We start from the raw sequence: 14,212 nt of genomic DNA on the forward strand, positions 1-14,212 counted from the left end.
GATTATCCGAAAGAATCCAGGCACCCTCTTATCTACCTGTTCCCCAAACATCTACAACTACAAGCACATATCCCCGTTTTACAAATTAGTCGTTTGCTGACCCAAGTGAACTATTTTTATTATATGGGGTTTGTGTCAGAATTAGTGGGCACTTTCCTGGTGTATCAGGCCAATAAACATTCGCAGCTAGGCGGACTCCATCTCTCATTGTTATGAATACATCAATATCCGTAACCATTTTAAACTCTTCTGGTCTGTCGTAGTCTGTCCATTGTTCGGGAGTTGCCAATGAAGTTTCAGCTTCAAATACAGGTATGTTAGTAAGCGTGGTCATTAAAATGATTACAAAAGTACTGACTAAGAAAGTTTTCAATTTATAACCCTAAAGATCACCCCATTGTTCATACTTACCTACATAATACCCCTACTTAAAAGTTATTTATCTAGACTAAGGGCAGTATTCTGATAGTACTTAAGCTGTAATTTTAAAAAGATATCATAAAAATATCTAATTTATAAAAACGAATTAAAGCTGCCTTTTTTGGCAGCCTTAAACCATACTTAAATATTAAAAAATATTTCACTGTTTAACTATCTATTTCACTGATGTTAATTAGCGTAGATCGCTAGTTCTAAATCGAGTTGATTTTTAATAAGTTCAAGACATTCCTCCGAAGATTTGGTAAATATCTGTATTTCATTAAACAATCGCATATGACCTGCGTGCACACATCCCACAGAAGGACAGACAAGTGTTTTCAATAACAGCCACTTCTGGATATTCTGCTTCTACGTTGATCTAGATCAAGACTGTTTATTAAACTGCCATCTCATATTTCTACTACAACAATGCCCATAACAGAACCAGCCTCCTCTCTTTAATGAAAAGTTCTTCCCGCTTAGGAAATAATCATTATTTCAAATGTTTATCTTCATGCTTCTTTAGGATCTCAATAATATCAACATCATCAAATAAATATTCCTATTATAGAGCTGCATCCCTGCGATATAAAAAAATATCAAATCTATACATTGTGGTTGTATTCCATTTATTGTCGGAATCACTTTTTTCATTAAAATTGACAAGAAAATATTTACAGATAATTACTCCTTTAAGTTCTGTCAACATTGCCTCTACCCATTACGTTATAGTCAAGAAAAAATAAGATGACAAAGTTCAGCCAAATCTCTTTTATTGAATTATTCACCTACTTTGATATAATAATAACAACTAGGTTACTTTTTGTACACTTGTTACTTTTCGTTTTAAAATTTGAACAACAAAGTGAGGACATAAAAATGAACTTATTAGAGTCAAAAGTTATTCAAACTGAATTTGAATCAGAGATTTTTATTGATACTGTCTCAAATATAAAAATATTGGACATCAAACTTCCTGACAGTGTCTCACACGAATATAAGCTATTGATTGGCTTAGATTTTATCCGATTAAGAGATAATAAAAATTATGGAACTAAAACAGGCTGCTTCGGATTAAAAATAGACAGGGATTTAAGAACAGTTTCTCTTTATGAACCTGAGAATCAGAGTATTTTTGCCGTTAAGAACACCAAGGAAAAAGCAGCCGCACTGGAATTAATCGAATACATTTTAACTGCGTCTCCTTCCTTTAAAGAAAGTAAATTTAACTTTATTAATCAGTTGAAAAAGAAAGACGTTACTTGTGAAAAAGAAATTAGAGAAGTAAAAGAAAAGATGACCTTATTAGAGCAGTTAGACCACATCCTTCATGGTCAAATTACAGCTGATTTAAAAGGCAATCTCATACATTAATAGAATGGATTAAGGAAAGAGCCGATTTTGCTTTTTCCTATTTTTTTACGGTAACTGTTTAAACTATTTTTAAAAAAGTGAATTTTTAATGAATCTTTGAGAATAAAGTTTAGAACACATATATAATAGGTTACAATAAGTACATTGGAAATAAATTGTGGTATGTAAGGGAGATGATACTTGGTGGAGGAACAGCCGAACCTATGTCCGAAAGTAGAAAAAACATTTGAGTTAATAGGGAAAAGATGGACAGGTTTAATTATTTATGTTTTATTAAGCGGGCCAAAGCGGTTTAGTGAAATTAACTCTTTTATCCCTGACTTAAGCAAACGTGTTTTAACAGAAAGAATGAAAGAACTAGAAGAGCACGGAATCGTTTTACGGCACGTTATTCCTGAAAGACCAGTTCGGACAGAATATCATTTAACCAAGAAAGGTTCAGAATTGGGCAAAATTCTTGGTCCTATCAGCCAGTGGGCAAACAATTGGATAAAAGATAAATAGTTAAAATGGAGTTATCTATATCTAATTTGGTTTGAACACTAGTCCAAATTACTGTTTCTTTGAAAGGAAGTATGTAATCATTGTCAAATGTTCTTTATATTACAGCACATCCTCTAGAGATTCATCAGTCCTACAGTTTAACTGTAGGTAAAGCCTTTATAGATACTTATAAGGAATATAATCCAAATGATCAGGTAGTCCATCTTGATTTGTACAAGGCGGATATCCCCTATCTTGATGCCGATGTTTTTCACGGATGGGAAAAGCTCCAAAATGGGGATAGCTTTGACTTATTGACTCCTTCGGAAAGATCTAAGGTTGGAAGATTAGCCGAATTGGGCGGACAGTTTTTATTAGCAGATAAATATGTCTTTGTCACTCCAATGTGGAACTTCTCTTTTCCGGCTATCATGAAAACATACCTGGATGCTGTTGCGGTTTCCGGTAAAACCTTTAAATACTCCAAAAAAGGTTCAAAAGGTCTTTTAAAAGGTAAAAAAGCTATTCATATCCAAGCAAGAGGAGATATATACTCTGAGGGGCAAGAAGCACAATGGGAAATGGGAAATCGCCAATTGGAAACTATCATGAAATTTTGTGGTGTAAAAAGCTTTGAAGGAATTATCCTTGAAGGACACATGAAATTTCCTGAGAAAGCTGAGCAAATAAAAGAAAAAGCTATTGCCGATGCAATAGAAGCAGCTAAAAATTTTTGAATTTTTAAACCCTAGGTCGGATAGCAGCCTAGGGGTTTAATGATATATTTATTTAGACAAACGTTTTAATAACTGAGCTTTTTCCGCTTCATATCCAGGCTTCCCAAGAAGAGCAAACATATTCTTTTTGTATGCTTCTACTCCAGGCTGGTCAAATGGATTTACACCCATTAATAAGCCGCTAATTGCACATGCTTTTTCAAAAAAGTAAACCATTTCTCCAAATGTAAATTCGTTTAACTCATCCATCTCTACAGATAAATTCGGTACCCCACCGTCTACATGGGCTAAAACAGTTCCTTGGAAGGCACTTTTATTTACTTGGTCCATAGTTTTTCCAGCAAGGTAATTAAGACCATCAAGGTTTGAGTTATCTTCCTGGATAATACGGTCTATTTCAGGTTTTTTGATTTGTAAAACTGTTTCAAGCATATCTCGGCGGCCTTCCTGGACATATTGTCCAATAGAATGAAGGTCTGTTGTGAAATCCACTGAAGCAGGATATAGCCCCTTTTGATCCTTGCCTTCACTTTCACCAAACAGCTGCTTCCACCATTCAGAAACATAATGAAGTGATGGCTCATAGTTGACAAAAAGTTCAATGGATTTCCCCTTACGGTACAGAGCATTTCTTACTGCTGCATATTGGTAGCTTTGGTTTTCTGAAAGGTTTGGATTATTATATTTCTCTGCAGCTGCGGCTGCTCCTTCCATCATCCTATCAATATCCAGGCCAGCTGTTGCGATTGGCAATAAACCGACAGCAGTTAACACAGAATATCTTCCCCCAACATCGTCAGGGATAACAAATGTTTCATAACCTTCTTCGTCAGCAAGTGTTTTTAATGCTCCCTTTTGCTTATCTGTAGTGGCAAAAATCCGCTTTCTTGCCTCTTCTTTTCCATATTTCTTTTCCATATAATCCTTAAAAATTCGGAAAGCAATAGCGGGCTCTGTAGTAGTTCCGGATTTTGAGATCACATTAACTGAGATATCTTTGTCCTTAATTATCTCAAACAGGTGAGAAATGTATTTCGCGCTAATATTTTGACCAGCAAAGTAGATTTCTGTCCTATCCCCCATCTGATTATGGAAGGTATGGGAAAGGGCTTCAATAGCTGCTCTAGCCCCAAGATAAGAACCGCCAATTCCTATTACAATAAGCGCGTCAGAGTTACTTTTAATCCTTTCTGCTGCTTTTTTAATTCTATTGAACTCTTCTCTATCGTATTCTTTAGGAAAATTTACCCAGCCAAGAAAGTCAGACCCTGGTCCTCTTTTCTCGTGAATCAATTGGTGAGCAATTTTTACGAATTCACTTAAATTTTCTATTTCACTTTGTTGCATAAATGAAAGGGCGTTGCTGTAATCAAATGTAATCGTCATTTTTCCTTATCTCCTCTAAAAAATAAGCGTTAGAAATCCGAATCAAAAACCATAACGGGTTTCTGTTAGAAATCTAACGCTTTAAGTCTTTTATCTATTTTTTATTGAGCGTTTTTCCAGTCGGCAGCAAATTTTTCCATACCTTGATCTGTTAATGGATGTTTAGAAATTTGTTCAATTACTTTAAATGGAATGGTAGCTATATGTGCACCTGCCATTGCTACGCGGGTAACATGGTCAGGATGTCGAACGGATGCTGCAATGATTTGTGAATCCAGTTTTTGAATACGGAACAATTCCGCAATTTTAGTAACAAGCTGTACTCCATCTTCAGAGATATCATCCAAACGGCCTAAGAAAGGTGACACATAAGTTGCACCAGCACGTGCAGCTAATAGTGCCTGGTTAACTGTGAAAATTAGAGTCACATTGGTTTTAACACCTTTTTTAGTTAAGTAGCGGCATGCTTCCAGACCGTCCAGTGTCATTGGTAATTTAATTGTAATATTTTTATCTCCGCCATTGATTTTAATCAGTTCATTTGCTTGAGCGATCATGTCATCTGCTGTTAAAGCATCAGGAGTTACCTCAGCAGAAACCGATTCAACTTCTGGAACAGTCTTAAGAATTTCTTCAATACGGTCCTCAAATTTTACGCCTTCTTTTGCAACAAGAGAAGGGTTTGTAGTTACACCGGATAATACACCGATTTTATAAGCTTTCTTAATGTCGTCAAGATTTGCAGTGTCGATAAAAAATTTCATTGATATTACCTCCAATTATTTTGTTTGTTATTTATTCTCAACAGCATGTCCGCCAAACTCATTTCTTAGAGCAGCTACCACTTTGCCTGTAAAGGTATCAGTTTCCTGAGAGCGGTAACGCATTAACAAAGAAAGAGCAATAACAGGAGTCGCTGTCTGGAGATCCAGGGCAGTTTCAACAGTCCATTTTCCTTCACCGGAAGAATGCATAATTCCCTTAATTCCATCTAATTTAGCATCTTTAGAAAAGGCATTCTCGGTGAGCTCCATCAGCCATGAACGAATAACAGAACCATTATTCCATACTTTTGCTACCTTTTCAAAGTTGTAATCATATTCACTCTTTTCGAGAAGTTCGAAACCTTCTCCGATTGCAGCCATCATACCATATTCAATACCATTATGAACCATTTTTAAGAAATGCCCGCTTCCGGCTTCTCCAGCATAAAGATATCCATTTTCAACTGCAGTATCATGGAAAATTGGTTCAACTACTTCCCAGGCTTCAGGGTCTCCGCCGACCATATAGCAGGCACCATTTCTTGCACCTTCCATGCCGCCTGATGTTCCTGCATCCATAAACCGAACACCAATTTCCTTTAGCTGATTATAACGGCGAATAGATTCTTTGTAGTGAGAGTTACCTGCCTCTATAATAATATCATCTTTGTCCAAAAATGGTGTAATATCAGCTATAACTGAATCAACCACATTATGAGGAACCATAATCCAAACGACTCTTGGTTTCTCTAGAGAGCCTACTAGATCTTTTAAAGTTGCTTTAGGTGTGGCGCCATAGTTTTCTATTTCCTTAACTGCCACGGGGTTCAAATCATAAGCTGTCACCTCATGCTTATGATCGATTAAGTTTTTTCCTAAATTCAAACCCATTTTTCCTAATCCAATTAATCCCACTTGCATCTTACACACTCCAATCCCGATTGGTATGATATTAATTCAATAATGTTTTTACAGTTTGTACAACATTCTCACTTATAAAGCCGAATTTTTTCATTACGTCTGCTCCTGTGCCTGAAGCACCGAAGGTTTCGATGGAAATGACCTTACCTTCAAAGCCCGTAAATTGTTCCCATCCCATTGATATTCCCATTTCAATAGACACACGTTTTGAAACTGAAGCAGGTAAAACTAGCTCCTGATATTCTTTTGGCTGCTTTTTAAATAATTCCCAACTTGGCATTGCTACAACACGGACAGAAACATTTTCTTTTTCCAATTCTGCCTTTGAGTCAACTGCCAATGACACTTCCGAACCAGTAGCTATTAAAATCACATCAGGATTTTCATTTGTTTCAGTTAATACGTAAGCGCCTCTAGACAGTTTATCCAAATTACCCTGTGTTTCTTCATAAACCGGCAAGTTTTGTCGGCTTAGGATCAACGCAACTGGGCCATCTGTTTGCTGAAGAGCATATGCCCAAGCACTTGCAGTTTCGTTTGCATCTGAAGGGCGGATAACTGTAAGCCCTGGGATTGCCCTTAAGGCAGCAAGATGCTCAATTGGTTCATGAGTTGGTCCATCTTCTCCAACTGCTATGGAATCATGCGTAAATACATAGGTAACTGGCAATTTAGAAAGTGCAGCCAGACGAATGGATGGACGGAGATAATCATTGAAAACAAAGAAAGTACTTATAAATGGTTTAACTCCCCCGTGAAGAGCCATACCATTACCTGCAGCACCCATCGCATGCTCACGTACACCAAAGTATACATTTCTGCCAGTAAATGATTCTACTGCGTATGCTTTTTCGCCTTTGATATCAGTCATTGTGGAATGTGAAAGGTCGGCACTTCCTCCAAAGATCGCTGGAATGTTTTTAACATAATGATTGATAGCTTCTCCACTAGCAACACGTGTAGAAATCGCTTTTCCTTCATCAAAAGTTAAAATATCTTCCACTTCAATTAGAACATTACCACTAATGGCATTCTGAAGTTCAAATGCTAATTCAGGATATTGATCTTTGTAATCTTTTAGTAAAGATGACCATTTACTTTCTTGTTCAATGCCTTTTAGTTTTAATTCATCAAAATGTGCTCTTACTTCTTGAGGAACAAAGAAATCCTCCTCATAATTCCAGCCGTATTGCTGTTTCGTTGCTTTTGCTTCTTCAACACCAAGTGGGTTGCCATGTGCTTTATTCGTTCCGGCTACCTTTGGACTTCCATAACCGATGATTGTTTTAATTTCAATAAGGGTAGGTTGTTCTTTATTTTGTTTTGCCAATTCAATTGCTTTTGAAATTTCTTCTATGTTGTTTCCGTCTTTTACAAGAATGTATTGCCAATGAACGGATTCAGCACGCTTTTTGATATCTTCTGAGAAAGACAGATTCAGTTCACCATCAAGTGAAATATCGTTTGAGTCATAAAGAGCGATTAATTTGCCTAATTTCATATGACCTGCCATTGACATAGCCTCATATGAAATGCCTTCTGATAAATCGCCATCTCCCACTAAAGCATAAGTATAGTGATCAATTACAGAAAAATTATCTTTATTAAATTTTGCACCTAAATGTGCTTCTGCCATTGCCATACCTACTGCATTTGCAATACCTTGTCCTAATGGCCCAGTGGTTGCATCAACACCATCTGTGTAGTTGAACTCAGGATGTCCAGGTGTTTTACTATTTAACTTACGGAAGCTTTTCAAGTCTTCAATGGAAACATCATATCCAAATACGTGAAGCATGCTGTATAGCAAACTTGAACCATGGCCGGCAGATAATACAAAACGGTCACGATTAAACCATTTTGCGTTTTCAGGATTATGTTTTAAATGCTTTGCCCAAAGGGTATATGCCATGGGAGCAGCCCCCATTGGCAGACCCGGGTGGCCAGAATTTGCTCTATTAATCGCATCGATTGATAACGTTCTAATTGTATTGACTGCTAAATTCTCGATTGGCTGAACCATAAAATTAATCCTCCTAAGGTTGACATTGCCAAAATCCATTTTATGGAAAATGACTCTTATTTTCTAGCAGGCAAGCTCGGATTATAATGTAACTTTTACCTGTTCCCCAGACTCTTTATCGAGCCACCATTTAAAACCATCGTCTTTTAATAAAAGATTGGCAGCCTCTGGTCCGTTTGATCCAGAAGAATAAGAATGGAGCGGTACTTTATTTTCTTTGAACTGATCCAAAATAGGCTGAACCCATTTCCAGGCAAGTTCTACTTCGTTCCAATGGGCAAAGAAAGTTGAATCACCCCGTAATGCATCGTAAATAAGTAATTCATATGCTTCCGGAATATCTTTGCGGTTAGAAATATAATCAATTTTTATTGGTTCCAGTTTTCCTTCTTTAACAGGATTTTTGCTGTTTAACAATAAAGAGATTCCTTCATTTGGATTGATTTCAACCACAAGCAAATTCGGAGGAGTATTGTTATCTCCTTTGCTATAAAGGTCTTTAGTTGGATTTTTAAATTCCACTACAATTCGGGTGGATTTTTCTTTCATTCGTTTTCCTGTACGGATATAAAATGGGACTCCACTCCAGAAAGGATTGTCTATCCATAGTTTTGCTGCAATAAAAGTATCATTCATAGAAGAATCTTGGACACCAGGTTCCTCTGTATAGCCAACAACAGGCTTATCTTCCATTACTCCTGAAGAATATTGACCTCGAATAATATTAGAAACGATATCTTTTTTCGTTAACGGACGAAGTGATTCCATTACTTTCTTCTTTTCATTTCGAATTTCATTTGCAGTTAAATTTTCTGGCAGCTTCATAGCTGTCATCATAACCATTTGCAGCATATGGTTTTGCACCATATCTCGGATAGCGCCGAATTTATCATAATATCCAGCCCTTTCCTCTACCCCTACCGTTTCACTTGCAGTTATTTGGACATTTGCAATGTATTTATTATTCCACAATGCCTGTACAATAGGATTAGCAAATTCAAGAGCCTCCAGGTTTTGAACCATGGGTTTACCAAGGTAATGGTCAATCCGATAAATTTCTTCCTCAAGAAATGCTTTGCTTAACTTATTATTTAGTTCCTGAGCTGATTTTAAATCATGGCCGAATGGTTTCTCGATAATAAGCCGTTTCCAGCCCTTTGTCGAACCTAATCCACTTTCTTTAATATTTTGAGTAATAATATCAAAGAATTGTGGTCCGACTGAAAGATAGAACATACGATTTTGCGGAATATTTAATTCCATTTCTCTTTGTTCAATAACTTTAAGAAGCTTTTTATAATCTTCTTTGTTGTTCGCATCCAGAGCCACATACCTAAAAAATTCAAGGAATTCTTGTTTTTTATTTGAATCGATTATTTTCCTTCTGGAAAAAGAGGTTAAGGATTGTTCAATAGATCTATTGAAATCTCCAGTAGACATTTCACTTCTTCCCAGAGCGATTATTGAAAATTGCTTCGGCAATTTCTCTTCAATAAATAGGTTATAGAGAGCGGGATATATTTTTCTCTTCGCCAGATCTCCAGTTCCTCCAAATAATACAAAACTAGCTGAATCCATTTGTTCATCCCCTATGCTGAGAAATTCAAAGATAAATCCTAAAGCAGAAAAGGTGCACTTTTTATACTTAGGTTACATTTCGTAACCAATATTAGACCTGATATTTAATTTCGTCAAGCGGAATTGTTCTAAAAAAAGAACATTGAAAACTCTTTATTTTCATGATTTTCTAATTCGAAATATTAAAGCGGTTACATATATTCCATACATGGTTGCTTTGATTATTTTTAGTAACCTTTAATAAGAAATGAATAGTTTTTAAGTGTACATTCAAGGGAAAATTCGCTAGGAGAAAGAACTTTATTTAAGGGTAGTTATCAAAATTTGGGGGCACTATAAATGAAATTTATTACTTGGAATGCTGCTATGCGATTTAGAGATAAGTTTGTAAAACTTGGTACACATGATCAGTGGATTTCCCTAAGTGATCATATGCCTATTTTTGCTTCCTTTAAATAATTAAGGCAAGGAATAACAACATTAATTTAAAGAATGTTGATTTCCAATCAAAAAAAGAACCCATATACGGGTTCTTTTACATTATAAAATATCTTTCTATTAGCTTACTCGTGTATTTGGTCTCATTCCGTGTAATTCGCGATTATTGTTTCTTTGTTTTTCTCTCTTAGCAGTTCCTTGACCTGGAGCCTTGAGGATCATTGCAATTATTAAAGAGATAATGTTCAGAACCGCGATTAATGTAAAGGTTGGAACAAATCCACCTAATGCTGCTGCGATGAAAGATCCAAATAAAGCCCCGAAACCGAATCCCTGATAAATCACACCATAGTTTTTGCTTTGGTTTTTCAAGCCGAAGAAGTCGGCTACAATGGCTGGGAAAATAGTAATATTACCGCCAAAGCAGAAAGCAATTCCTGCTACACATGCAAAGAATGTTCCATAACTTAAATGAGTGAAGCTTAATACAGTTACAGCAGCTGCTGTTACTAAAAGAGCACCTGAAACAACTTTTAATCGTCCTACTTTATCGGATAATGCCCCAAGAATGATTCGTCCGCAAGTATTAAAAATAGCTACTAAAGCAACTGCGTTTGCTGCAGTGGAAACATCCAATCCTGCAAGACTGACACCAATATCCTTAACGATACCAATTAAATATAATCCGCTCATACATGCTGTAAAGAAGATGATGAATAACATGTATGCTTCCTTGGTTTTCAGCATTTCCTTCACGGTGTACTCTTTTTGTTTTGTTTCTGCAGCTCTATGAGTTGAGTCTTCTAATTTTGCCTCCTTAACAAGGAATGAACCGCCGACGACCATGGCCATAACAATTAATCCCCAATATAAAAAGGCTTGAGACACACCCGCTGATTGAATTAAAGAACCATTTATATACTTAAATAACAAGCTTCCTGTGCCGTAGGCTCCAACTGATATTCCTGAAATAAGTCCTTTTCTTTCAGGGAACCATTTAATTAGATTTGATAGTGATGTAATGTAAGCTGTACCGTCTGCAAATCCAACAACAGCTCCAGCCAGAATGTAAAGCATCCATAATGATGAAATCTGAGACGTTAACATTAAACCAATTCCAAGAATAATGCCAGCGCTTCCAATTAAACGCCGGATTCCCCATTTATCCTGAAGCCTTCCTGCAAATAATGTTGAAATTGCCAAGGCAAAGCTTGTGATTGAAAAAGTAATCGCAACCGAGCTTAACTGCCAGTTAAATTTTTCAACAAGCGGCTGGTTGAATAAGCTCCACGTATAGATTGTTCCTAAACCCATTTGTACAATAATTGTCCCTAATACAATTAGCCATCGATTTGTTTTACCTGTTTTCATTCGGAATCCCTCTCTTCTATTCGGGTAAACTCTTGGTTGTTTGTTAGTCGGCGGCTTTTGTTCCGCCGCCTTGTAACGAAATTATACCTCCGAATACAAAAAATGAAATCGGTTTCAGAACGAAATGGCTAGAATACGGAATGAATTGCTCCTATAATCGCATTAATTGTTTAAACGCTTTCACCTTGCTTCTGCTTACTGGTATTTCGGCTTTAATATCAGCAAGACGGAGCATATAGGTCTGATTAAACCATGGCACAATCTCGTTGATTCTTGCCAAATTAACTGTATAGGAACGATGGCAATGAAAAAAAAGGTCCTGTGGGAGGTGTGCATGAAATTCAGAGATACTAATAGGCATAACGTATTCCTCATTCCGCGTATATACTAATGTCACCTTCTCACTCGCAGAGGCATAATAAATATCATTTACATCCGTAACAATAATCTTATCGTTCTTACGCAGGTTTACTCTGCCAGTTACTCCGGCGCTCCCTTCGCGTTCATGTGCACGTGATTCTTCTTTTTTTTCGCTAATCCCTTGCTGAGATTGTTCAAAAGCAGATTCCAGTCTGCTTAACATTGCGGCTATTCTCTTCTCGTTATAGGGTTTTAAAATATAATCAAAGGCCTCCAACTCAAAAGCCTTTGCTGCGTGTTCCTTATAAGCTGTTGTAAAAATGATATATGGCTTTTTTGCAAATTTACTTATGTTGCTGGCCAGCAGCATGCCATCAAGAGATGGAATATTAATATCAAGGAAGATGGCATCTGTTTCGCTCTCCTGTAAAAATTTCAACACATCCAGCCCGTCATCAAAGCTGTCGGTTACTTCAATGCTGCTGTATTCATTTATTAAATACTCCAATTCTTCACGTGCAGGTATTTCGTCTTCTACAATGATTGCTTTCATTTTTTCACCTTTGCTATATCAAAATAAATTTCTGTCCCAGGGGACAAACGTTTAATTAGCAGACCCTCACCATATATAAGCTTGACCCTCTGATGTACATTGTACAAACCAATTTGTTTGGCTGGGACATTGTCATGGTAAAGATTCTCTACGACTTCTTTATCGATGCCGGCTCCTGTATCCATAACACTTATACGAACCTTATCACTCAAATCCTTAACGGCAATTGTAACGGTCCCTGGCCCTTTTGTTTTTAGTATCCCATGGTTTATCGCGTTTTCAACGAGTGGCTGGATAAGCAGGCTGGGAATAGATATATCCACTTTATCAATGTCATAGATAACCTGAAGACGGTTGCCAAATCTGGCTTTTTCAATTTCAACATAATCACGAACCTGCTCAAGCGCCTGATTTATAGGTAATAACTCATCATTTACTTCAAGATTAAACCGCATAAAGCCAGAAAGGTTGTGAATCAGCTCCCTTGCTTTTTCCGGTTCCTTTCGAGTCGTTGATGCAATAGCATTTAGGGCATTGAACAAAAAATGAGGATTAATTCTAGTCTGGAGCGCCTTCATTTCTGCTTTGTTGGCGGCTTCTTTAATTTGTTCTATACGGGATACCTCCATAAGGGTTGAAACCATTTGAGAAAGACCGATCGCCATTGTTTTAAGCGGATAAGTCATTTTGGATGCTTTTCGATAAAATACCTTTAGGGTGCCTGTTACTTCTCCTCTTTCCTCAAAGGGCATAATGAGCAGATATTCCATTTGCGGTGTATTTTGATCAGCTACCTTGTTACTAATAGTGATTTTACCGGTGCGAATCGCTTCCTTTGTTAAATCGCTGATGATTTCTTCGCCGATTTTGTATCTTTCCTCTCCATATCCTACATATGCCAGTACATTTCGTGTATCCGTTATTGCAACAGCATCAGCCTTGATATCCTCTTTTATGATGGTGCAAATCTTTTTAAGTGATTCTGGATTAACAGAACGAAAATAAGGAAGTGTTTTATTGGCGATTTCCAAGGCTAATTTTGCCTGCCTTGCCGCAATCACTTCTTTTTCGTTTTCCACACTCATGACAAGCAAGACGATCAATCCGACACTCAGTTCGCCTGCAATCATGGGAAAAGCGATTTTTGAAACAATATCTAAACCTAATTTATAGGGTTCCGCAAAAGCAAGAATGAGAAGCATAGTCATGATTTCACATATCATGCCTGCAGCAATTCCATATACCCAACGAAGTGACTTTTTTACTCTGCGGTTAATATATCCCGAAACAATCCCTGCAAGTATGCTCGTAATCAAGCAAGGTACAGATGTAATTCCGCCAATATCAATTAGATAACGGTGAACTCCTGATACTAACCCGGTTATAATTCCTACCCAGGGCCCGAACAAAATTCCGCCGGATATAACCGCGACGATCCTTACATTTACAAGAGAGCCTTCTACGTTTATCCCTGAGTATGTCCCAAAGATGGCAAACGCGCAAAAAATGATGGTCATAATGCTTAGTTCAATAGGAGAAAGCCTATCTTTTTGAAATGATTCCTTAAAACGTGGAATCCTTATCATAAAAAACAGACAGATAAATAAGAGCGCTGCCCGTTCAAATAAGTGAATCAACATTTCTAGTGAAGTATTCATCTAAAGTCCCTTCCTGCACCTATATGAAGTTTATACAAACTTTTCTTATTTTAGCAGAAACACAAAAAGTATTCAGCGATAGAGTACAGAAATATTTTGTTAAGCCCCGAATCAATAATTTGTTTTTATTTAAAAAAGAGGAGTAA

Annotated in this window: 13 protein-coding genes; 3 read left to right on the top strand and 10 right to left on the bottom strand. The window is 36.9% G+C overall.

Annotated features, from left to right (window positions below; genetic code table 11):
• Nucleotides 1-85: 85 nt before the first annotated feature.
• Both G8761_RS18140 and G8761_RS27890 read right to left on the bottom strand, forming a co-directional pair.
• On the bottom strand, nt 86-373 hold the full coding sequence (locus tag G8761_RS18140) for a CocE/NonD family hydrolase (protein WP_166029247.1): 288 nt from the start codon (nt 371-373) through the stop codon (nt 86-88).
• A 327-nt stretch (nt 374-700) separates the two neighbouring features.
• Nucleotides 701-772: a DUF1450 domain-containing protein gene (locus tag G8761_RS27890; RefSeq protein ID WP_338000992.1), complete on the bottom strand. Its 72-nt coding sequence runs from the start codon at nt 770-772 to the stop codon at nt 701-703.
• A gap of 527 nt (nt 773-1,299) precedes the next feature.
• On the opposite strand from G8761_RS27890, the gene G8761_RS18150 reads away from it, so the two are divergent.
• The 3 genes from G8761_RS18150 to G8761_RS18160 all read left to right on the top strand — a co-directional run bounded on the left by G8761_RS18150 (nt 1,300) and on the right by G8761_RS18160 (nt 3,014).
• On the top strand, nt 1,300-1,794 hold the full coding sequence (locus G8761_RS18150; protein ID WP_166029249.1) for a hypothetical protein: 495 nt from the start codon (nt 1,300-1,302) through the stop codon (nt 1,792-1,794).
• Nucleotides 1,795-1,974: 180 nt separating this feature from the next.
• Nucleotides 1,975-2,298 carry a winged helix-turn-helix transcriptional regulator gene (locus G8761_RS18155; protein WP_207789269.1) on the top strand — a complete coding sequence of 108 codons (324 nt, stop codon included), beginning with the start codon at nt 1,975-1,977 and terminating at the stop codon, nt 2,296-2,298.
• Between the two features lie 80 nt (nt 2,299-2,378).
• Nucleotides 2,379-3,014, top strand: coding sequence for an FMN-dependent NADH-azoreductase (locus G8761_RS18160; protein ID WP_166029251.1), 636 nt, complete (start codon nt 2,379-2,381; stop codon nt 3,012-3,014).
• Between the two features lie 48 nt (nt 3,015-3,062).
• Here the strand turns inward: G8761_RS18160 and G8761_RS18165 are convergent, their stop codons facing one another.
• From G8761_RS18165 to G8761_RS18200, 8 genes are all read right to left on the bottom strand, one after another.
• Entirely contained in the window at nt 3,063-4,400 is a 1,338-nt protein-coding gene (locus G8761_RS18165) for a glucose-6-phosphate isomerase (protein WP_166029253.1), read from the bottom strand.
• Between the two features lie 101 nt (nt 4,401-4,501).
• On the bottom strand, nt 4,502-5,164 hold the full coding sequence (fsa, locus tag G8761_RS18170; RefSeq protein ID WP_166029255.1) for a fructose-6-phosphate aldolase: 663 nt from the start codon (nt 5,162-5,164) through the stop codon (nt 4,502-4,504).
• A gap of 27 nt (nt 5,165-5,191) precedes the next feature.
• Entirely contained in the window at nt 5,192-6,085 is an 894-nt protein-coding gene (gnd, locus tag G8761_RS18175; protein ID WP_166029257.1) for a phosphogluconate dehydrogenase (NAD(+)-dependent, decarboxylating), read from the bottom strand.
• A 31-nt stretch (nt 6,086-6,116) separates the two neighbouring features.
• Nucleotides 6,117-8,108 carry a transketolase gene (gene tkt, locus G8761_RS18180; RefSeq protein ID WP_166029259.1) on the bottom strand — a complete coding sequence of 664 codons (1,992 nt, stop codon included), beginning with the start codon at nt 8,106-8,108 and terminating at the stop codon, nt 6,117-6,119.
• 81 nt (nt 8,109-8,189) lie between these two features.
• Entirely contained in the window at nt 8,190-9,686 is a 1,497-nt protein-coding gene (gene zwf, locus G8761_RS18185) for a glucose-6-phosphate dehydrogenase (protein ID WP_166029261.1), read from the bottom strand.
• Nucleotides 9,687-10,244: 558 nt separating this feature from the next.
• Nucleotides 10,245-11,495 (bottom strand): L-lactate MFS transporter, encoded by a 1,251-nt coding sequence (locus tag G8761_RS18190; RefSeq protein WP_166029263.1) that lies wholly within the window; start codon nt 11,493-11,495, stop codon nt 10,245-10,247.
• Between the two features lie 151 nt (nt 11,496-11,646).
• Nucleotides 11,647-12,408, bottom strand: coding sequence for a LytR/AlgR family response regulator transcription factor (locus G8761_RS18195; RefSeq protein ID WP_166029265.1), 762 nt, complete (start codon nt 12,406-12,408; stop codon nt 11,647-11,649).
• The gene (locus G8761_RS18200; RefSeq protein WP_166029267.1) at nt 12,405-14,066 is read right to left on the bottom strand and encodes a sensor histidine kinase; all 1,662 of its coding nucleotides are present in this window, start codon (nt 14,064-14,066) and stop codon (nt 12,405-12,407) included. Before G8761_RS18200 ends, G8761_RS18195 begins: the two co-directional genes overlap by 4 nt.
• Between the last annotated feature and the right edge of the window lie 146 nt (nt 14,067-14,212).

It is taken from the genome of Neobacillus terrae, assembly GCF_011393025.1.
Taxonomy (GTDB): Bacteria; Bacillota; Bacilli; order Bacillales; family Cytobacillaceae; genus Neobacillus_A; species Neobacillus_A terrae.